Here is a 22,573-nt window from a genome sequence, read left to right as displayed (position 1 = left end):
ATCGGCTGGCTGGCGCAGTTCGTCCTTCCCCGGTGAGAGAAACGGGGGATGTGCATGGATTGCTACCTTTGGGTGATGGTTGCCGTGCGTTACCCCAGGCCGCTTCAAAGTGGCGGGCGAATCGAGATCCCCGCGCCTTCGATGGGTGTTCCCGATGCTTTGCATGAGCGGTTGCACGCCGCCATTACCTCGCTGACCCGCCAGGGTTTCGACCCGCACCTGCGCGCCCACGCCACCATCGGAGGGCTCGCGCCCGCTACCGCGCAGGAGCGCGCAACGGATCTAGAAGTGGCTTTCGTCGGAGCCGGTGCGGTGCTACCGCCCTGGGGCGGGAAGCTCGCCATCGAACTCATCGAAGACCTCAACTGGACTGCTATCGCGGAGGCCGAAACCTGGTTCGTCGGCTGGTCGGACATTTCAACTCTGCTGGTGCCACTCACCATCCTCACCGGCATGGCCACGCTCCACGGCGCCAACCTGATGGATGAGCCCTGGGAGTTACCAACACAGTTCCGGCGCTGGACGGACATCGCCGGCCTGGCCGAGGGCGAATCCTTCACGCAGCGCTCCGCTCCTTACCGCCGCTCACGCCCCTGGGTCGACTGGAACGATGAACCCCTGGACCGCGAATCCGCCTACGAAACCCCGACCCGATGGCGGTCGCTGGACGGTGAACCCGTCAGTATGCGGGGACGACTGATCGGAGGGTGCCTGGAAACGGTTTCCTTTCTTGCCGGCTCACGCTTTGGAGACGTCCCCGGCTTCGCTAAACGCCACGCACCAGAAGGGCTGATCGTCTATCTCGAGTCGTCCGGCTCCGATGCACCATCCGTACTGCGCATGCTCTGGTCCCTACGGCTAGCAGGCTGGTTCCGGCATGCCTCCGGCATCCTCATCGGCCGCAACAGTGCTGAAGGAACCAGTGATCTCACCCAGGCACAAGCGGTGGATCGAGCACTCGGCGACCTGGGCATACCGGTCATTTTCGACTTCGACATCGGCCACCAACCCCCACAGATGCCACTGGTCAACGGTGCCCTCGCGGACGTCCAGCTCCACGACGGCCAAGGAACGATCGTTCAACACCTCGTGGACTAACTGCGTCTCGTAAAACGATCGCCTGCTGAACGCACCGGATGGACTCAAGTCTGCTTCAGGCTACAAAGATGCAGAACGGATGACCGGCTGGGTCGGTGTAGACGTACAACGGCTCATCGGGATCGTCCGTGCGGTCGAAGAGGAGCTCAGCTCCCAGGACCAATGCCCTGGAATGTTGATCGGCGAGTGTTTCCCGGTCAGGAACGGTGAGGTCGAGGTGCATCTGCATCGGCACATCAGGTGCGGGCCAGGTTGTCCGCTTCAGGTGATCGACGTGCTGGAAAGCGAGTTTCCGGAGGCCGTGGGCGTCGGTCAACACTAACCATTCGGCGTCATCGACCTGACCCTCGGTGGGAGGTTCGTCTCCTGGCCGGTATTGGAGTCCGAGGAGTTGACGGTAGAACTCCGCCAGTTCTCGAACATCGGTCGTGTCGAGGACCGTGTGGAGCAGTTGCGGGTATGCGGTCATGGGGCGAGGCTAATCGCCCCTGACGGTCTTTCACCAGGATCGCGTGTCCGGGGCGAAGCGGTCACACACTCATCCCTCCTGGTAACGGTGCTGTTGCGCTTCCGGACGCGTATCAGATGTAACTAGGTCCATTGGTAGCGTCGTCACCAGGTAATGCTTTTGACGGCTATTGAGAGGGCGATCGTGCGCTTCAACCAGATGGCAACAGCAACAGCACTGATCTCAGCCCTGGCCTTAGTCAGCGCTTGTAGCAGCGCTGACTACGGTATCGCTGCTTTGGACCGAGAGGCAACTGCTCAGGACCGGCTGCCTGATGTCGTGGTTGATGAAAGCGTGAACATCGACTCGGTCAGGAAGGTCGCGGAGCAGGATCAAGTCGCGTACTTCATAGGGACAATGAACAACGAGAAAGGCTACTGTGCATACGCCGTCGTGGACTCTGACTTCATCGGAGGCTGCGGCAGCGGTAACGGTCAACTAATCACTGTCACTCCGGGTAGAAACACAGACCTGCCTCAAATGACGCTGGTCACCGACTCCTACGACAGCGAAAATCTACAGCGCGACAACTGGGCCGAAGTACAGACCAACATCCTCATCCGATAGGACCGCGCCGATCTGTCCGTGGAGGAACCCCCTTCGGCACGTGGCGGTTGAGAGCTGATCGAGGGACACGTTGCTCCTCGGGGGTCTGAGGCGAGTGTTGAAACGTAGGGTCGAGAATATGGGGAACGAGTTCGACGGCGCAGACAGCCGGGCGCAGCCTACGAATATCCAGATCGTGGATCTGGGAGTCAGGGAAGCAGAGGACCCGGATCCTCGTATCAGCAAGGAACCGGTACGCCCGGACCGGCGGGGCCTCCTGCTCGGCGGGGTACTGATCGCCTGCGTCTTCGGTGGACTCACGCTTCTACCGTCGTCGAATGAGGCTCCTGCCCCGGAAGGATCCGCCCCAGCGGTGGAGGCAGTAAGCGCATGCTCCGCCCTGCAGAGCGTAGAACAACGGGAGGCCTCCAGAGCTGCCGGGCAAGAAAGTCCGCAGTCACGCGATGAGCTTCCCCCCGGGTACATCATTTCCGGTGTCACCACCGCACCGGACAGCACGACCCTCCTCGGCATGGTTCATCCGGATGGATTGTTCGAGGTGTGCGAGGAAGCTGCACGGGATGCCCCGTTTACTATCGACTACCTCGCCGAAGATGAGCTCGGTGAGCTCCCCGATGGGATGACCTACGCCTATGACTGGTCCAGCGGAGTCACAGACAAAGGGGTGACCTTGGATCTCGAGGGCGTGCGGTTGGCAGACGGGACCGTCGTGGAAAGCCTGGCCCTTCCCAACGGACAAACAGTCCCAGCCATCCAATCCCGCTGAAGCATCCTTGACCAAGCCGGCTGATCAGAGGTTAAGGATGGAAAGCACACTCGCGCGAAGCCGGTGATACTCATTGACGTATGCTCGGGGCCCGCCCGGAGGTCGGACGACAACCCGGGGCTCCCCGATGATGCGGTGATCCGTGAATTGCTCCCGCGTGAGGTCGATCTCCAGCCCACCGGGGAACCGGTTCCAGTAGTGAACTTCGTCGTCCTCGTCGCCACCGCTCACGTCAGCGACGAGCAGATCACCGCCGAGCAGGTCCTGCACCACCAGAGCAGTAGGCCCGCACTGGCCATGTGCGGCATTGTCCGGGTGCCATCTCGTGAGGCTTCCCGCGTCGAGACAAGTCGTCTCCGCACTCCAGGACACACGGAAGGCCCGCTCGAGCTCAACCAAGGTATGGGTCACTGCGACAGCGTACCGAGGTACCAGCTCCATCGCGACGAATTAGTTGGCCAGCGCACCAACGCTCCCGGACAGACATCTTCTTACACGACGGAAGCGTCCGCACCGGGATCGACGTCTGGCGCGGGGCCACGCGGCCTGGCAGCGGCGAGGGCTCATCGCGTTGGTCGCTATAGCCTCTGCTGTGTGAATGACTACGATCAGCGCCTCGTTGACCTCTACGACCAGGACAACCCCGATGGGCCGGACCACGCCTTCTATCGGGCTCTTGCCGATGACGTCTCCGCTCACTCGGTCCTGGATCTGGGCTGCGGGACGGGCATCCTGACCGTCACCTTCCCTGGTGATGGCCGGGATGTCGTGGGGATCGACCCATCGCCGGCGATGCTCGCCTACGCGCAACGCCGACCGGGGGCCGAGGATGTCGAGTGGATCCTCGGCGATAGCAGCACCATCCCCCGAGACGGGTTCGACTATGCAGTGATGACGGGCAACGTCGCTCAGCACATTCCCGGGGGCCAGTGGGAGCGCACCCTCCTGAACCTGCGGCAGTCACTGACGAAGGGCGGGACGCTTGCCTTCGAGAGCCGCAACCCTGCGGCACGGGCATGGGACGGCTGGGCAGCACAGGGACGGACCACGAGGGACACCCCGCATGGCCCGTTGACCGAGTGGCAGGACGTGTCAGAGACCGCGCCAGGGATCATCGAGCTGACCTTTCACAACCGGTTCGCGGAGACCGGGGACACCGTGACGGAGTCCCTGGTTCTGACGTTTCGCAGCCGCCAGCTGCTCCAGGAGCAGCTGCACAGGGCCGGTTTCGAGATCGACGCGACGTACGGGGACTGGGACCGCACCCCCTTCACCGACACCAGTCCCCTGATCGTCCTTGTCGCTCGAGCCCGATAACCCGTCCCCGACGGGCGCGCCCGGATGCTGGTGTCCGATATATTCGCCGAATGGAGTTCCGCCCAACGACACCAGAGGATCTGCGGACGATCCTCGGCTGGGTGGGAAACGACCGGGACATGGTCCTGTGGTCGGGTCCGACGTTCACCTGGCCACTAACCCTCGACCAGCTGCTGACCTATGCGGGGAACCCGCAGAGGACCTACTGGTCCGCGATCGATGGTGACTCCCACACGCTTATGGGGCATGCGTCACTACTGATCGATGAGGATGCCGGGCTGATGCGGATCGGGTTCATCATCGTGGACCCGGGCCTCCGAGGCCGCGGCGCCGGCCGGTCCCTGGTCGACGGCGTCGTGCGCCGCGGCTTCGAGACCTCCACCATCCCTGTCATGACCCTGGGCGTCATCGCTCGCAACCGCCCGGCGATTCAGTTGTACGAAAGCCTGGGCTTCACCAGCACCGGCACTGCCTCGCACATCCCCTACAGAGATGAGGAATGGGAAGTCATCACGATGACCCGGCCGGCCGCCGGGCCCGAGCGTGTGCCGGCGGATTAGCCTGCTTCGATGCTGAGGTACCGGTACACCGTGGCTCGGCTCGCCCCGATGATCTTCCCGATATCCGCCGGCGCCAAACCCTGCGCCTTCAACTCCTGGGCTCGCCTGACCTTCGCGTGATCGGCGGTGACCTCTCGGCGGCCGGCTTTCCGCCCGTGTTCGGCGGCCGCGGCCATGCCCGCTCTGGTCCGCTCGGCCAGCTGGTCGCGCTCGAGCTGCGCAAAGGCGGACATCACCGTCAGCATCGCCCGACCCATGGGACCGGTCGTGCTGATCCCCTCGGTAACGCTCCGGAAATGCACGCCCCGCTGCTCGAGGTCATCGATCAGGGCCAGCAGGTTCCGGGTGTTGCGTCCCAACCGGTCCAGCTTCCACACCACCACCTCATCCCCTGCCCGGAGATGCTCCAGGAGCTTGTCCAGCTCGGGCCGACTCGCCCGCATCCCACTCACCCCGTGATCGGTAAAAATCCGATCACAGCCGGCCGCCGAGAGCGCTGCGTGCTGCAAATCGGCGTTCTGCTCCAGTGTGCTGACCCTGGCATACCCGATACTTCCCATGCCGACTCCTCGTGCACTCATCAAAGGCTCGTTTCCTTGTTTCTGAGAATACATGGAGTGAGACACATTGTTGGGACGCGACGCGGTTGGCCACTCCCCCGCCGATGCTGAAGTCTGCCGATCGGTGGTCGGACCTTGCCGTCGGTCCAGTCAAAGGATCCTTTGCTGAGACGCCCTGGATGCTCACAGTCCGACTCAGTTTCCGTATATGAGACGTGCACGGAGCATTATATCGGGCGGGCCATATGGCGATCTGCCTTTCTAATGCCGATCTGCCTGCTTCGCTAGACTCTTCCAGGAATTGGAATCGACTATCTAAGAAAACAAGCCAGCCTGTGCATGGTCGACTATCGCTTGACTGAGAAGAATTATGTTGAGTGCTTCGGAATAAACTATGTCGATTCCGGCTTTAATTGAGAGACGTGGATTTTCCGCCATAAATCTGCGTGGGTTTGGAAAACATGAGAAGCCCATTGGGGTGGAGGCGAAAAAAGCTCCATCGAGGGCTGTCGTTCACCCCAAACTATCTGAATGAGTTTTCGATCCTGAGCGTATGCAGCAAGGAGGTCCTGTCGCAGGTACATAACGTCGCCGGACCATCCCTTGGGTGCACGTCGGGTGACGCTGGCAAGTCTTCCGTGCTGATCGATGAAGTCGAGTCCAGGCGCAGTTCGGTAAAGAGATGAGCTTTTGCAAATCTCGATCGAGGGAATGTTGAAGTCACCTGCGCGCAGTCCCACGTTAGACTCATATCCTGAAGCTGTGTAGTTCTGCGCGAGGAGCTCGATAGGAATATCGGTGCCGTCTGATATTTTTATCGAATCCTGAAACGCGGTGGCGAAGTCTTCATCAGAAGGGGAGATTTGGAAGTTCCGACTCCAAGGCATTTCCCCAGCGAAGCAGTCTGCCGGGGATGGGCAGCGAGGTATGAGGTCATTTCCCAGGTACTCCTCAGAAGCTAGGAATCGAACGACGCGCTCTGCGTATTCTGCGTCTACTAAAAATGCCCGAGCAAAGCCCCAAACTGTCCTACCATTGTCTGACTTATGCTCCAGGTGTCCTTCTACGAGGACGAACTCCGCGTTGTCCGGGGTAAGGCTCTGGGATTTGAGTAACTTGTCTGGTATGTCTATTTCCCCGCCCCGCACCCAATCGGCCGTTGAGAGCTCTGGGTTGGAAGCGCTCCAGGGCGGCAATTCGACGGACAGCTCGATCGGTTGCTTGGGGAACGTTGGGTCTATGTCTGGAGTGATCCCCCTGTAGGTGTCCCAGGGGGAGGAACGTAGACTACCTTGACTGTGCCTGCGGCCAGCAAGTTCAAAGTACGCGATCCAACCGTACTTCTTGCCATAGCGTTCTGCGGCATCACGCTGATCGCGGCGTGCGTAGGATAATGCCGAAATTTCCTTGTCAATAGATCCAAATTTCGTTTTACGCCAACCGAGGTCCCAGATTCTTCTACGAACCTCTCCTGCGCCCACCGCGTACTCACTGTGCTCGAAGTCGTAGTTGCGCCGATTGGGGTACAGGTAACCCAAGGTGTAGTTGGAAAAGTCCATGTGCATCGCATGGTCCGCTTCGTAACCTTCGTCATCCTCGTTCAGAGAAGGAATGGGCTTCTCGGCAGACTTGAAGCTATACGTTGCAGGGTCCAGCTCAGACGGCAACGCATCAGGCTGAAGCTTAGTTGCGTATTCGATTAGACCTTCAACGTAGCTTCGAATGTTGATGTTCCATGTCGGGTCAAGAGCATCTGGACTCAAAAACTTCTCATCGAGTCGCTTGAGTAGCACGCGCAACGAAGGTATCAGAGAGCTGGTCTGCTCCGGCATTTGGTGGTCGGTAAGCGCACCGAAGACTGCTGCTAATACGCGTTCGATAACGTAAGGATCGTTCACGTCTAGGAGAGAGGTCGCAAGCTGGCAGAGGCGGGCAGGTTCGGGAGATCCAAAACATTTGAGGGTCCTCGTCGCGTTGTCCCGCAATCTCCGGTCAGTGGAGGTGAGAAGCCAAGCTACGGAGAGGGCCCGAAGGTCATCGGCATCGCTGCGCAAGGTCCGATTTAGCCATTCGGAGTCCCAGCGTTGGAGTTGGTTGATCAGCAGCTCCGTGTTCGATCTAATCCATTCGGACCAGCTGAGATCCCGCTCAGTAATATCTTGTCCGTACAGCACCTTGTTGAGGAACCTGCCATTCAGGCGGTGTTTGGGGCTGTCGGCGATCTGCCACAACGCTGTCCAGGGAGAGGAACGACCTGCGCGCTGCTGCCAGCGACGGATCAGGGGCGCCAACTCATGGATCGTGTCATCGTCTACGAGATCTGACTCCAGCAACAGCGTCTGAATGAGGGCGTGATCTCGGGCGTCTTCCGGTGCGAACTTCCAGAGCTGCTGTTTGTAGCTGCGCCGCGGAACGAGTGCAACCAAGGAATGGAGAACATCGTCGGCAAGCTCGTGCCTCTGCGTGCCTGCACCAGAAATACGGGCCCATAAGGACGCATCGCCGAGGAGTTCAGTTCGGTCTCTGGCTGCAACCGACGAAAGAATGCTGTCCGCAACGAGGTGGCCGGCCAACGCGTCGTAAAGAATGCCCGATTGCTCATGTCTGATCCCCTCGCTGTCATCTCGGTACAGGATGCCTTCTTCTTCCAGCCGACGCAGAAGGCTGTGATCCCAGTCGACATTTGACTCGTCCAGTAGAAGCTTTGCTTCGTCGTAAGGGATTGTTCTGCGGCTCCCAGCCCATATGGCTTGGGAGAGATCTGCGAGCTTTCTTTCAATATGTGCTTGGGGAAGTGCTGGATGACCAGACTGATTTCGGAGGCGTGCAGCCACAGTATCCACATAAAGCTCGAACACCTCCGCAAGAGAGCTGGGATATTTTTCCGGCCCTACCTGGTGTTCGCGATCGGAGTTCGTCGCTTCGCAGTATAGCTTCAGGAAAAGAGGTGACTTGAACAACTCGCGCGGGACACGAAGTCGCCCACGGTCGATTTTGTAATGGTTGAAGTATGCGCTTGTGAGCCGGCCGCTTGCTGCGTCGTCCCAGTCGAGTTCCAGCGTTACAATGTTTGACGGGAGGCATTCTTCTAGCACTGCACCCCGCATAGTTAGAATTAGTACCACGTTTGGATAGTCCTTTATGTGCGGGACCACTTCGTCCAGTAGCGCTTTCCAGTCCGAGGGCCGCTGGGATTCATTGAGCCCGTCGATAACAATCGGTACTCGATAACCAGCACGTTGACCGAGCGCGTCGGCGGCGCGGATCAGATCGTCGAAAGTATCTAATCCGAGGCGAGGAATGCGTTTCGTAAGCTCGTCCAGTCCTGCCCCGGCCGCCAAGTGGACGGCGCGGATGAAGACTCCAGGTCGTGACTTGTCGGATCCCGTTATTTCAGCAGCTAACTGTGTCTTACCTTTTCCTGCGTCCCCAACGATCGCTATGACGCTGGGAGACGTCGCTTGAAGGAGCTCATCTCTAAACTGGAGTGCCCGGACGACTTCGATCTCTGCCGCTGCGACATCAAGTGCTGAAGCAGATCTAATTTTGCGTAGGGATCGTCCAAGGCTCCGAACGCGGGAGATTGGAGTGTCTGGGTTCCAGAACCGGCTAATCTGCAGCGCGAACTGCTCCAAATTCCCGGCCTGGACGTCTTGAGACAGCTCCTGGAAGTGGCTACCGAGCTCGACCACGTCGGAGGTGAACGTACCGAGGGCTTCCACCGCGTCATTGTCAAGGCCGTGGACTCTTGTGAGGGACATCCCATCAGCTAGGGAGGCCAGTCGTTCGGCGTGGGAGCTCAACTGTGGCATGCTTCCGGGACGCAGGAGGAGGAGGTTTAGTTCCTTCTCGGTTGCGCTCTCTGTGTGAACTTCTCGGAACCATCGATCTCGAATTGGCGCAACAGATCGCATGTGGGCGTCGGAAACATCTTGGAGTGACAAAACAAGTTCGCCGAAAAAGGTACTCCGAAGTTCTGCCGCAGCGCCAACTAGATGCGCCTCGAAATCCTCATCGGCCCAAAGGTGCAATGTCATGGAAGTTGACAACGCGTAGTACCACTTGATGTCCCCAGATTTTGGCCGAAGCGGGAGGCAAAGAACGAAGTCTGTAATGCCTTCGTCTGATTCCTCGGCTTTGGTCACTGCCTCGGTAATTTCTTTTTTTCGTGTGGGGCTCAAGGCTCTCGATTGCGGCAAGGGATAATACCACTTGCACTGCCAGCCCCACACACGACCAGGTAGACCAAGCTCACCTTCTGCGTTCACGCGCAGAGTGAACTCGACGCCAGCTTGGTTCCTGTAATTACTCAAAACCCCGTACTGTTGGAATCGCCGCATCACGATAGCGCGGCAAAGCGTTTCGAAGTTGCGGGTTGGGGCCCCTTCCAGGGAGACGAACGCCTGCCAATCAATCGAGATGGGACTTATTGCGCTCATTAATCCTCTGATGGGATAGACAGGCGCTCATGCTCGTCATCGTCGGGTAGCATTCCTGCCCGCAGATGATTCACTTCTTCAGTGAGTTCATCAACCAAAGACGACTCCCAGTCATGTCTTGAATAAATTTCTACTCGCGCGCCGCCAGAGATCATTGCCTTAAGCAGACCTTGGATGTCACCTTCGTCCGTACTGATCTCAATCCTATCCGCTTTTCGAGTAATAGTGTGGTCATAGCCGAACTGCTCAACTTCCCCGAGGGTTAGATCAAAGAGACCGATCTCTCGAAGGAAGGTCCAAAAGGATTCGTCAGGCAGGGGCGACGGGTCGTGCCAAGTAGGCTTTTGAGCCGAAACCAGGCTGTCGGCGGCCTTGGATAGCTTGTTGATCAAGGACTCCGCCGTTCTCGCCTTCTCAATATTGGCGAATCTACCGACGAGCACCATACTGTATGAATGCTCTGATCCGTACCCTTGCCAAATCCTCATGTTATACCGCCTCGCGTAATTCCCTCAGAGCTTCAATAACCGATTCTCGGATTGGGATTCTTTTTTGTGTGAAAGCATCAGTTCTGAGCCCCCCGTTCGCATCTATATGGGCGTGTGCGGAAAGACGATCTTCCATAGGGAATGCATCAGCAATAGAAACTCCAGAGAGGTCTGCCATTCTAGAGATGCCGACTCTGATGTTTGATCGGCGATGACTAGCTAGCCAACGAATCATCTCAGCGTACGCCAACTCACCAATTCCGGACCGACCTGCGGTTCCTTGTTCCGGAAGCAAGAGAAGCTCTTCGGCGCCCCACCGCTCTGCATAATCCAGCAGAGAATTTAGCTCCCAGGCGGTCTGATCAGTGACGACGACGTTGATGCCAAATCGGCAAATGCCCGCGATCAGGTCGATTCTTCTTTGCAGGTCATCGAAAGTACGCCCCCGATTTTTCTCGTACGTTGCCCCAATGCCATCAACCGACACTCGAATGAAGTGAACGTACCCTCGAAGCTGCGTCGCTAGCTCTTCAGTAATGCGGTGTCCATGCGTAGTGAATGAGACAGCCATGTCAGTCTCAATCGCCGTTGTCTGGCATATCGTTGAGAACTCAGAGTGAAGCGTAGGTTCTCCGCCACCAAAGCCCACGCCTAAGCAACCGCCTCGGTCCAATTCCTTTAACCAAGCGCTAGTCTCTCGAGCCCCTAACCTGGCAGGTCTCTTAGCAGCGTAGCAATAAGGACATTTGAGTTCGCATGCATTCGTGAGAGCGACCGAGACATATCTCGGGGCAACTGCCCACGTCTGTTCCGGCAACTTCAGTTCCTCGAGAAGTAGGTTGATCCCTGTCTGCCGTTGGAAGAAGTGAACACCGTGCTCAGTCGATCGGGACTTCCAATGCCTGCGTTGCTCAGGCATTCACTACGCTCCAACAAACGACGGAGCCTTGCCACTCAAGAACCCGTCCCTCGCGAAGGCAAGGGTGGTCCGAGCGCTCTCTTGGTTTGCCGACAACACGGATCTCCAGCATGAATAGAGCGTACGCTAAAGGTCTGCAGACCTCGGCTGACCGGCTGAACTCGTTCAGGGAGCGAGCGGCCAGAGTGATGATTACCGCTCCTAAGCTGCTCCTCCTTCAAAAGGATGTCCCGATGACTCGTCGACGCCAACTGCCCGGAGGGGCGTTGAAGGCTCCCTCACTAACCCGTAAGAACAGCGACGATGACGGCACCGTCCGGGCGTCGTGATCAGCCTCTGAGGTCGAAGTTGAGGCATTCTGGGCTGGAGAGCTCCCGCCAAGCGGAGTTCACGCGCGCGCTGACTAGGGCCGCGGCGATTGGCATCCGATCAACCTCAACCAGCTGCTCGAGCTCGAGCCCAGTGAGCGTGGCGAAGTCGCGAATCCCCACCTGGAAGGTCCGGAACGGGCCCAACGGTGGCGCGTCATCCCCAACAGTGCCAGGCTTTGGTACGTCGTTCAGGTCAGCGAGCTGCGGTGTCTGGTCCACGACGTACCCGGTCGCCGCCAATGCCCCTTCCTGCAGGAACACCGCGACTTTGAAGTAGCGCAGCGGGATCCCCACACCCCGATACGCGGGATCGACGTCGCTGAAAATCGGCCCCGTGAACACGATCAGCCGCCGCCCATTGTCGGCGGCGTTCTCGAGCAGGTAGGACTCCAGACCCAACCAGAGCTCCATACCCTGGTTGAACTTCGCGGCCGACGGGGCAGCGGGACGAAGCAATCAGCACGGTCTCCCGCGACCCGCAGAATCTCTTGAACCTGATTAAGAAACGCAACCCAAGCGGTGAGGAATCACAGGACGCGCGAGCCTTTTCCTCCATCGCCAACTTCCTCCGCACAGGAGCAGTACCAGGCGAACTACGCGCAACCCTGTACGAGGCCATGGTCCTCATCGACGAAGTCGAGGTCACCGAGCAGCAAGCCACCCTCGACGGCCGGATAGGGACCGCGATAGGGCTGGAATCACCAGACACCGCGAGCCGTCAGGACATCATCGTCGACACCACCACCGGGCTCCTCCTCGGAGAACAAACCACCGCCCTCAAGGGCTATAACGACATCCCGGCCAGCACCGTCAATTCATGGACCGCCATTACAACCGAAGTCGTTGACGCTCTACCCAGCACCTGACGGAGCACGTTGAGGGCTTGTCCTACGTGCGGCCCGTGCTACGCAGGGTGTACTCAAACGCAACACCTGACACAATGGGCAGAACTTGTCGGAGTTCGCCTGTAGGATCTTTCTATAGTTCGCATAGTGGCCTATTGCGACCGGGCTGATACTCGGTTGAGGAGGAGACTTCTCACAGGGGTTCGAATCCCCTACTATCCGCTACAGATGGACCCGACCAGTTTTCTGGCCGGGTCCATCTGGGTCACGGCTTCAGCTCGTCGTCGAAGGACTCATCGACCCTGAAACGTCCCGGGTTACTTCTTCTTCGAACGCGTGGTCTGTGCGAGAGCACTGGCCGCGACGCTCTTCACGCCCTTGGTTGTCCGTGAACTACGAAGGAGACTGCTCGCCTTCCGTGCAACTCCCCGACTGGTCTGCTTAGCATTTGCCACGATGGCTCCTAGATATGAGATTGAGTGCTGGCCCGGGCCTCGTTGAGCGCGAGGCTCGGGCCAGCGGTGATCCTCCGTGACCGATGAGGTCAGCGGCGGACGGGCTGGATCCGGATGGTCCGCTTGATGCGGATACGGACTACGCGAGTAGCCATAAGACATCGTTCCCCTCCCGCGACTGCCGGGTCCGTCATCGTGGCGGGAGCCTTTGACTCCCGTACACGCCGCTCATACGCTTAGGCACGTTCCAACTCTCGCCAAAGATTGAGAACGAACCACACGATTGCGGGACCGTCGGGCGGTGACTTTCACCGCCGGGCAGGTGTCGCGATTTTTTCTTGAAGAAGCGCACGGAGTGTCGACTCCGTGCGCTTTTTCGTGTCCGTCGGCGACTGGGCCTCCAACGCTCTGATACTACATCTAGTGGCAGGGCGTGATGCCAACCCCTAGATGATGTATTACAAGCATGTCATTCGTGGGGTTCGTAGTCCACACGATGTCCACAGGGCGGGCTAATCGGAAGGCCCGGAACCGAGCCGATCTATGGCCTCCCGGAGCCGTCGTTCACAGCCCTGTGGAGTGCTTCCTCACAGGCAGAAAAAGTTCGTGTCGCGTTCCTCATGGCGTGTCGTGCATGGCGTGTCGCGCGTTCTGGCAGTCCGCCATCTTGTACCGTTCCCTGCCCATAGCTGCCTCCCTTCTGCGTAGCGTCCTTGGGGCTGCGCGCTTTCGACCTCTAGATCTGTAGAGGGCGGGGACGTTGCACTTGGCGGCGACGATGTTCAACGTCGGACCGAATGCATAGATGAGCCGTCCTGGTTAGCCGGGTCGGGTCTATGGTCCTGGCGCGCCTCCTGCCCACCTGGGCACGGCCCAAGCTCCCCCTCGCTTCGCGGCTTGGCCCGCACACAGGGGGACAGCAGGAACCATAAGCCCGCCTGCACACACCCACCTGCGTCACCGACACCGATAGCTCACCTCGAGCGAGCGGTGGCCGTGCACAGCCTCCACAGGTGCGGGCTGGGACAAGAGCCCGGAAGAAGAAACAGGGCCTGATTGTCGGCGGCCCCTCGTACTGTCCGCAGAGTGGGCCAGAACAAACGCCATGCCGCCAAGTACGAGCAATTGCGGCAGATGCGAATTCTGCGCCGTTTCTGAGCGGTGAGTTCGAATCCGTACCTGCCTGAAGCTAGTGGGAGGGTTGACTACTCCTCCTTGTTTCGCGTCTAATGCAGGATACGAGCGTTAGACGAAGGGAGCAGTGTGGATCGATGGACTCCGGCCGGCATGGCGTCGATCCATCTTGTGGAAGGTGTCGCGTTCTTTGATCAGGAGAGTTCGGTCTTCGAGGCGATGATCGAGGGGTGGTGCGCCCAGCAGCTCGGTGGCCGGCGATTGCAGAAGGCTACCGTCGAGAACCGGGTGCATGTGCTGCGTCAGTTCCGGGACCATGCTGGGGTCGGTCCGTGGGAGTGGACTGCTGCGGGTTTCGACGAGTGGATGATGGACCTGGTCTCGGTCCGTCACATGATGCCCTCAACCCTTCGCACGTACCAGGTCGTCATTCGACAGTTCTGCGACTTCATTACTTCCCCTCACTACGGGTGGGCGACGCAGTGTGAGGAACGGTTTGGTACTCATCCGGTTCAGGTGTGCCATGACTGGAACACCCGGCCTCACCTGCAGGACCACGAGGCCAACCCGCGTCGGCGGCCGTTGACTAGGAGTGAGCTGCAGCAGCTATTCGACCGCGCCGACGAGGAAGTGCAAACACGATTGTCCGCCGGGCGGAAGGGTGCTGCGGCCGCGTATCGGGATGCGACCCTGCTGAAGGTCGTCTACGCGTGGGGACTGCGCGCCAATGAGGCGGTGATGCTCGACGTCACGGACCTGTACCGCAACCCGAAAGTCCCCTCGTTCGGCGACCTTGGTTTCCTCCGGGTCCGGTACGGAAAGGCTTCGAGGGGATCACCGCCGAAACCGAGGACCGTCGCCACCGTCATGCCGTGGGCGGTGGATGTTCTGAAGGATTATATGGGTAACGTCCTGCCCCTGATGCGCTCCGGCACCACTAACGCCCTATGGTTTTCGGAGCGGTCCCGCCGGCTCGGGGTGCGTTCCCTCAGCGATAGGTTCGCCCTCTACCGTGATGAGCTGGGACTGGATTCGTCTCTGTCACCGCACTGCCTGCGCCATAGCTATGCGACGCATCTGATCGAGGACGGCCACGACCCGTTCTTCGTGCAACGCCAACTTGGGCACGCCTATCAGGCCACGACCGGGATCTACACGCACGTCTCCGAGGACTTCGCCAACCGCATCCTGCGCGAGGCGCTGGCGAAGATCCCGCCCCTGGTGGACCTGACATGACCCAGTAACCAGTCACCACCAGCCCAGACCAGCACCCGCCAACACCTGTGCGAGCACGGGCAGATCAGCCAGGAATGAGGACGAAATGAAAGACATCATCGGGTACGAGTGGAGGCTGCGCGAGCAGATGGCAGCGGCCGGCTTGTTCAGCACCACCAAACTCCTGCCCCTGTTGGAAGAACGAGGCATTCACCTCTCCGCCAGTCAGGTGTACCGGCTGGTCGCCGAACGCCCGGAACGGTTGAACCTGCATGTCTTGGTGGCCCTGATGGACATCCTCGGGTGCACTGCGGACGACCTGATCAGCAAGGTCCCCCTCGGACGATCGGATCAGCGCACCGGGACCGACGAATCAGAACGGGCCGAGTCTGCCTCCGCCGTCATCCGTGCTCGCGGCCTGCGCCCGCATCGCGCCCAGATCAGTGACCAGTAGCTCTACGAGCCCTCGAGCGGGTAGGAACGGGCAGTCCACGACGACCTGCGGACATCCCGGCAGAACAGCCGGAATCATCTCCAGTGAGCGGTATTGCCACTACTGCTGGCGGAACTCGCCCGTGACACGACGCCGGTGCCAACGGTGCGCCACGGCCGATCACCTGAACATCGACGGGCTGTGTAAACGGTGCCGGGCAACCGACGCCATCAACGCACTCTTCCCACCCACCATCAAACACGGCCCGGCACCGGCGTCCTCGCAGCAGCAAGCTGCATTGGCGAACCTTCGCCGCCATCTACTGAAAGCGGACCCGCAGTACATCCTTCGGCTCATCAAGAGCAAAGCCGCCTGGACCGTTCTGGAGGCCGCGCTGGCATCACCGGGCACCCTCACCCATGAGGACCTCGACGCGTTGGGAACACCACGCGCGGTGTCGCAGGTACGCTCCCTGCTCGTTGAACACGCGGTCCTCCCCGCACGCGATGAATACGCCCATAGGCTCCGGGTCTGGACCACCACGCAGATCGCGTTGCTGCCCTATTCATCCGATCAGCTCGCCCTGCGCCAGTTCGTCCGCTGGCGCCAGCAACGACGCACCCGACCAGGGCCCCTGACGAACATCACCGCAGCCAATGACAAGCGCGAACTGCGCCTGATCCTCGACCTCATCCATCACCTGAACGCCTCCGACCAGGCCCTGTCCACCGCAAGCCAGGAGCTCCTCGACCAGTGGGTGGTTCAAGCACCGAGTGAAGCATCCCGGGTGCGCCGCTTCCTGCGCTGGAGTGCCAAATCCGGCACCAGCGGGCCCCTGATACCGCCAAGCTTCGCCGGTGCCACCGGGTTCAACCTTGGGGGAAGCCTCGGAGCGAACAACGAGGAAGCCCTTCAACGCGCCCTCAGCGATGACACCCTGAACCCCAGGACGCGCCTGGCAATCGTCCTGACCATCGTCTACGGGATCCGCGTCCACCGCATCGCCGCACTTCGTCTGGAGGACCTCAGCATCAAAGAGGGAACCGCGGGCGTGCACCTCGGAACCGTTCGACTGGAGTTACCAGCAGCCACCACCCCATGGATCACGGCGATCCTGGCTGGAGTACCAGTGAAACGACGCTTCGGCGGCTCGATTCCCAACACCACCTGGGTATATCCCGGCTACCAACACGGCGAGCATCAGCTTCCCTCCAGCCTAGGAGCAACCCTGCGGACCTACGGTGTATCCCCCATCACCGCCCACCAGTCAGCCACCGCCGGCATCATCACTCAAATACCCCCAGCAGTCGCTGCCCGCATCCTCGGCGTCAGCCTCACCACTACCGCCGGCTGGCAACGACTGATCAGCAGCCAACCCACCTACCGCTGATCGAGGGACTGTAAGAAAAACGGTGTGTGAGGGTCCGGCGATGGCGGTGCGACACCGCGGTTCTTCTGTGAGCTGGTGGCGGCGCTGTAAGTCCCTATCGTCGCGGATCCACCGGCGTAGCATCGACGCAGGGACTCCACCCGGCAGGCCAACGAGCAGCTCGAGTATTTGCAGGACCTCGTCCTGGACAGCCCCAAGATCGTTGATTTCCTCACCGACCTGACCACCTTGTCCGTCGATATCGTCTCCGACTCGATCGACGTCGTCTGTGGCGTGACCCTGCTGCGCCATAAGACACCGGTGACGGTGGCCAGCAGCGGGCCGGAAGCACTCACGCTCGACGAGGTGCAATACGCCCACAAACACGGTCCCTGCCTCGAAGCCGCCCACACCGGCGAAACCGTCTATGTGCATGACACCGCCACAGACCAGCGTTGGCCGGCGTATCTCGCCTCCGTCCGGCAGCACGACTACCAGTCGATCCTCAGCCTTTCCCTGCCCCTGGAAGACGCCGGGTCCGCGGCCCTGAACCTCTACGCGAAACCGGTCCACGCGTTCACACCCGAACTGGTGAACACCCTCGAAGGCTTCGCCACACACAGCGCGAAAGCATTACGGGTATCTCTGCGCGTGGCAGCCAGCGCCGCCCGGTCCTCCCACCTCACAGCAGCCATGGAATCCCGCACAGCGATCGACATGGCGGTCGGAGTCATCATGGGCCAGAACAAGTGCACCCAGGCCAAAGCCGTCGAGATCCTGACCCGGGCCTCCAACACCCGGCACGTCAAACTCCGGGTCCTGGCCGAAGAACTCATCCGCTCCGTCTCACGCGAACCAACCCACACCCACTTCGACTGAACAACCCCACCCCAACAACCAAGAGCCCGGCCCTGGGCACGATCAGAGGCACACAATCAGACCATCGACCCGGCTCGGTAGGGCGGCGGGCAACCGATGCGGGGTGCCTGCGGCAAGCCGTCCTTGTCCTGAATGACCAATCGAAGTGTGGTGTCGCATGGAGCGTTCGGCGATCTGACGCGCGCTGATGTTGTGGCTTTCCCGCCCGGTTTTTCGGGGCGGTACGGGGTTACACTTCGGGTACTGGATCGATCCGCGACCTGGTTGCCCGCCGGTGGCGGGCAGAATGCCATCGCGCCGGAGTCTTGATGTCCCGGTCGGACCAGATTGATTTCTCATGAGCAGTACTCCTCGGATTGATGAGCTCGGCGTCATTTTCGGCAGGACCCATGGTTTCCTCCTCAGCGACGCCACAGCCCAGGCCGCGGTGGATGCGCTGGCCGAGATAGCCCGCGATGTCATCGCCCACGCTGATGGGGCCGGGGTGTCCCTGATCCGTGATGGCCGGCGGATCAGTGTCGGCTCGACGGATGCGAGGGTCCTCAAGGCCGACAACCAGCAGTACCTCCTGGGAGAAGGCCCGTGCCTGAGCGCGTGGGCAACGACCACGGCCATCGTCGTCGACGATGCGACGACGGATCGACGGTGGACGCGGTGGGCAAGCATCGCCGCCGACGCCGGGGTGCGTTCCTGTCTCAGTGTTCCCCTGACCCGGGGCGCCGAGACCCTTGGCGCGATGAAAGTGTATTCGAGGTCCCCCCGCTCCTTCGGCATCCTGGATCTGCGCCTGCTGACCAATCTGGCGACCTCTGCCGGGGCGCTGCTGGGCCATGTGCAGGCCGCTGACACCCCGCAGCGCATCAGCGCCGCCGTCGAAGCATCCCTCGACGGCCGGGACACGATCAGTATCGCCCGCGGGATCCTCATGGAACGCCACGGCCTGGACCGCGAGGCAGCCCTCGAGCGCCTGGTGAGCCTTTCCCACGCCGCACAGACCAGCATCAGTGACACGGCCGCGACCATCGAGGGGCGTTCACCTGACGACAACGCCACCGCGGCGAGCTGATGGAATCGCCGCGGATCACGGAGCAGCGACGGCGGATCAATATCGCGATCCGCACCGCCGAACTCAGACCCAAGATCGTGTGGATCCGTTACTTCGGCCTTGCGGGGGCCCTCGGCGAGCTGGAATTCGATGCCTACCTCCACCGCGCAATCACCATCCCCCAACTCCAATGCGATCTCATCGCCCATGCCGTCAATGAACTCATCGACGAGATACCTCCCCTGCCCCGTGCCCCCTACGGCGCTGACATCGAGGTGTGATGCCTCGTAATCTGCCCCCTGGCAGCTCGCACATCACATTTGGGTGGCGTGTCTTCCGGAGCGAAAGCAGACGGGTGTGGACGAACGGGGACCCTGAGGCCACGTGGGCATGAGACACCCGGGCGTAGTGTGAGCCCTGTCGTTGAGGTACGAGCGGTGCAGTGAGAGTAACCGCGGCGTTCCGGGCTTTCCGGGCGTGTGTGTGTCGTGAACGCTGATCTCCTGGATAGGAGAATCATGAACCAAAATCCCTTCCCACCCCTCGAATCCGCCCCCACGTCAGCTACCCCAGTGCCCGGCCCTGAAACTCACGCCCCCGCAGTGGTGGCCGGCGCTCCAGTGGATCTGCAGGACCTGGTCCTGGACAGTCCCGACATCGATCACTTCCTCAGCGGCCTGGCGCACCTCGCAGCCCACCAACTCTCCGACCCAGGACAGGAGGTCTTCTGCGGGGTGACATTGCTGCGGCACCGGCACGCCGAAACAGTCGCCAGCAGCAGCGACAAAGCCCTGCGGCTCGACGAGATCCAGTACTCCTACGGAGACGGCCCCTGCCTCACTGCCGCCCGCACCACCGAGACCGTCTACATCCCCGATACCCGCACCAGTGACCGGTGGCCGGAGTACTTCGCGGCGGTCGCCGAACACGGCATGCTGTCCATCCTCGGCATCCCCATCCCGCTGGACGGCGACGCGCAGTGCGCGCTGAACCTCTACTCCAATGCCCCCGATGCGTTCACCCCTGAGGCAGCCCGTGCTGCGGAGGCCTTCGCCCGGGAAGCGTCCAGGTCCCTCCGCACGGCGGTCCGGATCGCGCATCTGTCCGACACGCAAGCCCACCTCAGCGCGGCCCTGGAATCCAGGACCATCATCGACCTCGCCGCTGGCATCATCATGGGCCAGAACCTCAAGCTCCGCGACATCGCAGCCCGCGTCGTCTCCACCACCAGCAACGAACCACCCACCACCCACTTCGGCTGACCCCCACCGCCGCGCAGTCACGCCACGCAGCCGATAGGACCCCTGTAGTGCCGCACGTGCTGTGAAGTTTCCAGCCACGCTCCGGCCAGCATCAGATCTTAGGGTTCCCGAGGCTCCCGAGGTTCGCATGAGCACTATCAGCTCGGCCGCAGGACAAGGGCCTCGGCGAGTCTGAGGGTCTGTGTAAGCCGATCAGCACTCGTGGGGCGGAGTCCTCCGGGGTCGGATCGCATCAGCCCGGCGATGATCCGACTGATCGTGCCATCCTCATCCGGGAGGACACCATGCGCTACGAGATAAGCGGCCCGACCTCCCATTTCATCGAGCGCAAGCGCGATGATGACCGCGAGCTGGGTCCTCCGGGCCATGTCCAACTTGGCGAGGATCGCGGAGACCGTATTCTTCACTGTCTTCTCCGCCAGGACCATCTCGTGAGCGATCTGCCGGTTGGTCATACCCGCCGCCACATGGATCGCTACCCGGCGTTCCTGCCGGGTCAGCGACAACAGGACACTCTCCGGGCTCCCCGGGGCATCACCACGAACCGGGCGACCCAACGACTCGAAGTCTCTGCTGTACGCAGGATGACCACTCAATGCCAGGCGGACCAGACGCAGATGCTCCACGGCACTATCACCCTTGGCAAGACAGCCCCACGCCCCCGACAGCATGGATTCGACCAAAACCCCCTCACCCTCCTCATCCGTGAGGATCACGCAATGGATGGAAGTGTCGATCAACCCGACGGTGTTACAGACCCCGGTCCCGAAACCATCAGGGAGCCTGTCATCAAGAACCGCCGCGTGAGGCTGCAGAACAACCACCATACGGCCGGCCTCACGTGCCGACCCTGAGGAGCCGATGACCCGGACACCATCGCCTTCCAGGAGGTGTTCCAGGCCCCGCCGTACGACCTCATGATCATCGAGCAGATACACCTGGTGCTGAACAACCGGATCAACCATGACCGCCGGTCCTTTCCCCGCCCATCAGCTGCACCTGCGCGCCGGATCCATCCATCGAGACCCTCAGCAGCCCACCAGCCGCGCGGTGACCAATAGGCTCTTCCACACTGGATCGGCCCAGTAATCCCGTCAGGATCACGCCACCCACCCTGTCAGAGCATTCACGGTCGGCTATTGCCCCCTATGCCTTGGGAGGATAGTTCGCTCTCACCACGATGTCGACAGTCCCCTCGAGAAACTCCCTCACCGAACGAGAACACCGGACGAGAGCATCGAACGACCCACTGAAACCGCCCAACCCATGGCGGGCTGTGGATTCAGCGATGTTCTGGCCTGACGTGTGATGTCTCGGGACATCATGCACGAGGCATCCCACGGCTAACCGCGCTCGACCACTATCAGGGACTCAATTACCCAAAACGCGCCGACCTGCGGCACGCGAGATGACGGTCGCCCCTGACCACAAGACCGTGCTCCGCAACCATCCATCAAGTGCCGAGTAGCATCCCAGCCTCCCTGACGGAACCTCCGCGCCCATCCCTACCGACAAGAATTCGACACCATCGAATCCCGCACCATACCGATCTACTACGCGAAGCGGATGGACGAGCGGATCGAGGAGTTCGTCATGCGCGAGGAGCTGATGATGCTCACTGCGGCCGAGCTCGACGTCGAGAACTGCCGACCCACGGACTTCCCGGAACCACGCCGGGTGTACGCGTGGGTCCGCTACCCCTCGAAAGCGTTTCGGGTGCAGGCTCTGGCGATCGCGTACACGCGGACCGCGGTGAAGATCCGGTTCCTCGAGCCGGTCATCATGATTCAGCGGGAGGGCTGGGTGTGGTTGAGCGCGGTCACAGCCGAGAGGACAAGGGCTGGGGATGAGGCGGTAGGCAGCACCAGTTAGTCGCATCCTGCGCGGCGCGCAGCGATGTCACACACCAAGCGCGCGGGGTCCTCGACGATTTCGCTCATCTGCAGAAGTGCCACCACGACGCCGGCCAGGAGCGCTACAACCAAGCCCACCACGATCCATGCCCGATTCCGGGTCACGTCCCTGTCCCGTCACCGGCATCGACCGCGCCTCGGGCGACGTCGGTGCGGGCCTTGGTGTAGGCGGCGGTGATGTAGTCCTCGAGCTTGGTACGTTCGATGCGCCACTGGCCCCGGCCCCCGATCTAAATGACTGGGAGGTCTCCGGAGGCGATGAGGGCCCGGATGGTGCTCTGCCTGGTGTTCAGTTCCTCGGCTACCTGCTGCAGGGTCAGGAAGCGCAGCGGCCGGCGCTGCCCGTCGGCGGGGCTCTCAGTCATGCACCCAGCATTCCAGTCGCCGCACCCGCCGGCGCTCATTGACGCTTTAAAGAGTGGAAGCGGAG

The 22,573-nt window shown here is 60.9% G+C and carries 23 protein-coding genes and 1 tRNA gene; 15 read left to right on the top strand and 9 right to left on the bottom strand.

Annotated features, from left to right (window positions below; translation table 11 throughout):
* Positions 1 to 75 precede the first annotated feature (75 nt).
* Entirely contained in the window at positions 76 to 1,098 is a 1,023-nt protein-coding gene (locus tag C4K88_RS04040) for a S66 family peptidase (protein WP_167398969.1), read from the top strand.
* A 55-nt stretch (positions 1,099 to 1,153) separates the two neighbouring features.
* Here the strand turns inward: C4K88_RS04040 and C4K88_RS04035 are convergent, their stop codons facing one another.
* Positions 1,154 to 1,567, bottom strand: coding sequence for a VOC family protein (locus tag C4K88_RS04035; RefSeq protein WP_104120365.1), 414 nt, complete (start codon positions 1,565 to 1,567; stop codon positions 1,154 to 1,156).
* Between the two features lie 183 nt (positions 1,568 to 1,750).
* Here C4K88_RS04035 and C4K88_RS04030 point away from each other — a divergent pair, with 183 nt between their 5' ends.
* Positions 1,751 to 2,173, top strand: coding sequence for a hypothetical protein (locus C4K88_RS04030; protein ID WP_146065611.1), 423 nt, complete (start codon positions 1,751 to 1,753; stop codon positions 2,171 to 2,173).
* A gap of 118 nt (positions 2,174 to 2,291) precedes the next feature.
* Positions 2,292 to 2,939 carry a hypothetical protein gene (locus C4K88_RS17080; RefSeq protein ID WP_146065610.1) on the top strand — a complete coding sequence of 216 codons (648 nt, stop codon included), beginning with the start codon at positions 2,292 to 2,294 and terminating at the stop codon, positions 2,937 to 2,939.
* Positions 2,940 to 2,963: 24 nt separating this feature from the next.
* On the opposite strand, the gene C4K88_RS04020 is transcribed toward C4K88_RS17080, so the two are convergent.
* Positions 2,964 to 3,350, bottom strand: a complete 387-nt coding sequence (locus tag C4K88_RS04020; protein ID WP_206604345.1) for a YunG family protein — start codon at positions 3,348 to 3,350, stop codon at positions 2,964 to 2,966.
* A gap of 183 nt (positions 3,351 to 3,533) precedes the next feature.
* Here C4K88_RS04020 and C4K88_RS04015 point away from each other — a divergent pair, with 183 nt between their 5' ends.
* Together C4K88_RS04015 and C4K88_RS04010 are read left to right on the top strand one after the other, a co-directional pair.
* Positions 3,534 to 4,256, top strand: coding sequence for a class I SAM-dependent methyltransferase (locus tag C4K88_RS04015; protein WP_104120361.1), 723 nt, complete (start codon positions 3,534 to 3,536; stop codon positions 4,254 to 4,256).
* A gap of 50 nt (positions 4,257 to 4,306) precedes the next feature.
* Entirely contained in the window at positions 4,307 to 4,816 is a 510-nt protein-coding gene (locus C4K88_RS04010; RefSeq protein ID WP_104120360.1) for a GNAT family N-acetyltransferase, read from the top strand.
* Here C4K88_RS04010 and C4K88_RS04005 read toward each other — a convergent pair.
* The 5 genes from C4K88_RS04005 to C4K88_RS03995 all read right to left on the bottom strand — a co-directional run bounded on the left by C4K88_RS04005 (position 4,813) and on the right by C4K88_RS03995 (position 12,049).
* The gene (locus C4K88_RS04005; protein ID WP_438502324.1) at positions 4,813 to 5,397 is read right to left on the bottom strand and encodes a recombinase family protein; all 585 of its coding nucleotides are present in this window, start codon (positions 5,395 to 5,397) and stop codon (positions 4,813 to 4,815) included. The genes C4K88_RS04010 and C4K88_RS04005 overlap by 4 nt on opposite strands.
* A 371-nt stretch (positions 5,398 to 5,768) precedes the next feature.
* Positions 5,769 to 9,815: an NACHT domain-containing protein gene (locus C4K88_RS17075; protein WP_146065609.1), complete on the bottom strand. Its 4,047-nt coding sequence runs from the start codon at positions 9,813 to 9,815 to the stop codon at positions 5,769 to 5,771.
* The gene (locus C4K88_RS17070) at positions 9,815 to 10,303 is read right to left on the bottom strand and encodes a DUF6375 family protein (RefSeq protein WP_146065608.1); all 489 of its coding nucleotides are present in this window, start codon (positions 10,301 to 10,303) and stop codon (positions 9,815 to 9,817) included. The genes C4K88_RS17075 and C4K88_RS17070 overlap by 1 nt, the downstream gene beginning before the upstream one ends.
* A gap of 1 nt (position 10,304) precedes the next feature.
* Positions 10,305 to 11,222: a radical SAM protein gene (locus C4K88_RS04000; RefSeq protein WP_104120358.1), complete on the bottom strand. Its 918-nt coding sequence runs from the start codon at positions 11,220 to 11,222 to the stop codon at positions 10,305 to 10,307.
* A 329-nt stretch (positions 11,223 to 11,551) separates the two neighbouring features.
* Positions 11,552 to 12,049, bottom strand: coding sequence for a DNA/RNA non-specific endonuclease (locus tag C4K88_RS03995; protein ID WP_277621632.1), 498 nt, complete (start codon positions 12,047 to 12,049; stop codon positions 11,552 to 11,554).
* 32 nt (positions 12,050 to 12,081) lie between these two features.
* On the opposite strand from C4K88_RS03995, the gene C4K88_RS03990 reads away from it, so the two are divergent.
* From C4K88_RS03990 to C4K88_RS03950, 9 genes are all read left to right on the top strand, one after another.
* Complete coding sequence (locus C4K88_RS03990) at positions 12,082 to 12,459, top strand: hypothetical protein (RefSeq protein ID WP_146065607.1); 378 nt, start codon at positions 12,082 to 12,084, stop codon at positions 12,457 to 12,459.
* Between the two features lie 114 nt (positions 12,460 to 12,573).
* Positions 12,574 to 12,660: transfer RNA gene (locus C4K88_RS17315), tRNA-Ile, on the top strand.
* Between the two features lie 1,520 nt (positions 12,661 to 14,180).
* Positions 14,181 to 15,263 (top strand): tyrosine-type recombinase/integrase, encoded by a 1,083-nt coding sequence (locus tag C4K88_RS03980; RefSeq protein WP_206604343.1) that lies wholly within the window; start codon positions 14,181 to 14,183, stop codon positions 15,261 to 15,263.
* An 85-nt stretch (positions 15,264 to 15,348) separates the two neighbouring features.
* On the top strand, positions 15,349 to 15,696 hold the full coding sequence (locus C4K88_RS03975) for a helix-turn-helix domain-containing protein (RefSeq protein WP_104120354.1): 348 nt from the start codon (positions 15,349 to 15,351) through the stop codon (positions 15,694 to 15,696).
* 277 nt (positions 15,697 to 15,973) lie between these two features.
* Entirely contained in the window at positions 15,974 to 17,065 is a 1,092-nt protein-coding gene (locus tag C4K88_RS03970) for a hypothetical protein (protein ID WP_104120353.1), read from the top strand.
* Positions 17,066 to 17,233: 168 nt separating this feature from the next.
* Positions 17,234 to 17,923: a GAF and ANTAR domain-containing protein gene (locus C4K88_RS03965; protein ID WP_104120352.1), complete on the top strand. Its 690-nt coding sequence runs from the start codon at positions 17,234 to 17,236 to the stop codon at positions 17,921 to 17,923.
* Between the two features lie 337 nt (positions 17,924 to 18,260).
* A complete protein-coding gene (locus C4K88_RS03960; protein WP_104120351.1) occupies positions 18,261 to 18,989 on the top strand; it encodes a GAF and ANTAR domain-containing protein in 729 nt (242 codons plus the stop codon).
* Positions 18,989 to 19,249, top strand: a complete 261-nt coding sequence (locus C4K88_RS03955; RefSeq protein WP_104120350.1) for a hypothetical protein — start codon at positions 18,989 to 18,991, stop codon at positions 19,247 to 19,249. The genes C4K88_RS03960 and C4K88_RS03955 overlap by 1 nt, the downstream gene beginning before the upstream one ends.
* A gap of 339 nt (positions 19,250 to 19,588) precedes the next feature.
* Entirely contained in the window at positions 19,589 to 20,230 is a 642-nt protein-coding gene (locus tag C4K88_RS03950) for a GAF and ANTAR domain-containing protein (RefSeq protein ID WP_241521697.1), read from the top strand.
* 137 nt (positions 20,231 to 20,367) lie between these two features.
* On the opposite strand, the gene C4K88_RS03945 is transcribed toward C4K88_RS03950, so the two are convergent.
* On the bottom strand, positions 20,368 to 21,195 hold the full coding sequence (locus C4K88_RS03945; protein WP_104120348.1) for a response regulator transcription factor: 828 nt from the start codon (positions 21,193 to 21,195) through the stop codon (positions 20,368 to 20,370).
* Between the two features lie 601 nt (positions 21,196 to 21,796).
* Here C4K88_RS03945 and C4K88_RS03940 point away from each other — a divergent pair.
* Complete coding sequence (locus tag C4K88_RS03940; RefSeq protein ID WP_104120347.1) at positions 21,797 to 22,102, top strand: hypothetical protein; 306 nt, start codon at positions 21,797 to 21,799, stop codon at positions 22,100 to 22,102.
* Positions 22,103 to 22,373: 271 nt separating this feature from the next.
* Here C4K88_RS03940 and C4K88_RS17695 read toward each other — a convergent pair whose 3' ends face one another.
* A complete protein-coding gene (locus C4K88_RS17695) occupies positions 22,374 to 22,508 on the bottom strand; it encodes a helix-turn-helix domain-containing protein (protein ID WP_277621638.1) in 135 nt (44 codons plus the stop codon).
* Between the last annotated feature and the right edge of the window lie 65 nt (positions 22,509 to 22,573).

Source organism: Arthrobacter pityocampae (assembly GCF_002927275.1).
Lineage (GTDB): Bacteria > Actinomycetota > Actinomycetes > Actinomycetales > Micrococcaceae > Arthrobacter_D > Arthrobacter_D pityocampae.
This window is presented reverse-complemented; position numbering and strand designations above follow the sequence as displayed.

Excerpts from the sequence above, each read along its gene's own strand:
- C4K88_RS04035 (WP_104120365.1), bottom strand. The coding sequence starts at position 1,567 with ATGACCGCATACCCGCAACTGCTCCACACGGTCCTCGACACGACCGAT.
- C4K88_RS04005 (WP_438502324.1), bottom strand. The coding sequence starts at position 5,397 with ATGAGTGCACGAGGAGTCGGCATGGGAAGTATCGGGTATGCCAGGGTC.
- C4K88_RS03960 (WP_104120351.1), top strand. The coding sequence starts at position 18,261 with ATGAGCAGTACTCCTCGGATTGATGAGCTCGGCGTCATTTTCGGCAGG.
- C4K88_RS03980 (WP_206604343.1), top strand. The coding sequence starts at position 14,181 with ATGGCGTCGATCCATCTTGTGGAAGGTGTCGCGTTCTTTGATCAGGAG.
- C4K88_RS03945 (WP_104120348.1), bottom strand. The coding sequence starts at position 21,195 with ATGGTTGATCCGGTTGTTCAGCACCAGGTGTATCTGCTCGATGATCAT.
- C4K88_RS04000 (WP_104120358.1), bottom strand. The coding sequence starts at position 11,222 with ATGCCTGAGCAACGCAGGCATTGGAAGTCCCGATCGACTGAGCACGGT.
- C4K88_RS03940 (WP_104120347.1), top strand. The coding sequence starts at position 21,797 with ATGGACGAGCGGATCGAGGAGTTCGTCATGCGCGAGGAGCTGATGATG.
- C4K88_RS04010 (WP_104120360.1), top strand. The coding sequence starts at position 4,307 with ATGGAGTTCCGCCCAACGACACCAGAGGATCTGCGGACGATCCTCGGC.
- C4K88_RS17080 (WP_146065610.1), top strand. The coding sequence starts at position 2,292 with ATGGGGAACGAGTTCGACGGCGCAGACAGCCGGGCGCAGCCTACGAAT.
- C4K88_RS03955 (WP_104120350.1), top strand. The coding sequence starts at position 18,989 with ATGGAATCGCCGCGGATCACGGAGCAGCGACGGCGGATCAATATCGCG.
- C4K88_RS03975 (WP_104120354.1), top strand. The coding sequence starts at position 15,349 with ATGAAAGACATCATCGGGTACGAGTGGAGGCTGCGCGAGCAGATGGCA.
- C4K88_RS17695 (WP_277621638.1), bottom strand. The coding sequence starts at position 22,508 with ATGACTGAGAGCCCCGCCGACGGGCAGCGCCGGCCGCTGCGCTTCCTG.
- C4K88_RS04040 (WP_167398969.1), top strand. The coding sequence starts at position 76 with ATGGTTGCCGTGCGTTACCCCAGGCCGCTTCAAAGTGGCGGGCGAATC.
- C4K88_RS17070 (WP_146065608.1), bottom strand. The coding sequence starts at position 10,303 with ATGAGGATTTGGCAAGGGTACGGATCAGAGCATTCATACAGTATGGTG.
- C4K88_RS17075 (WP_146065609.1), bottom strand. The coding sequence starts at position 9,815 with ATGAGCGCAATAAGTCCCATCTCGATTGATTGGCAGGCGTTCGTCTCC.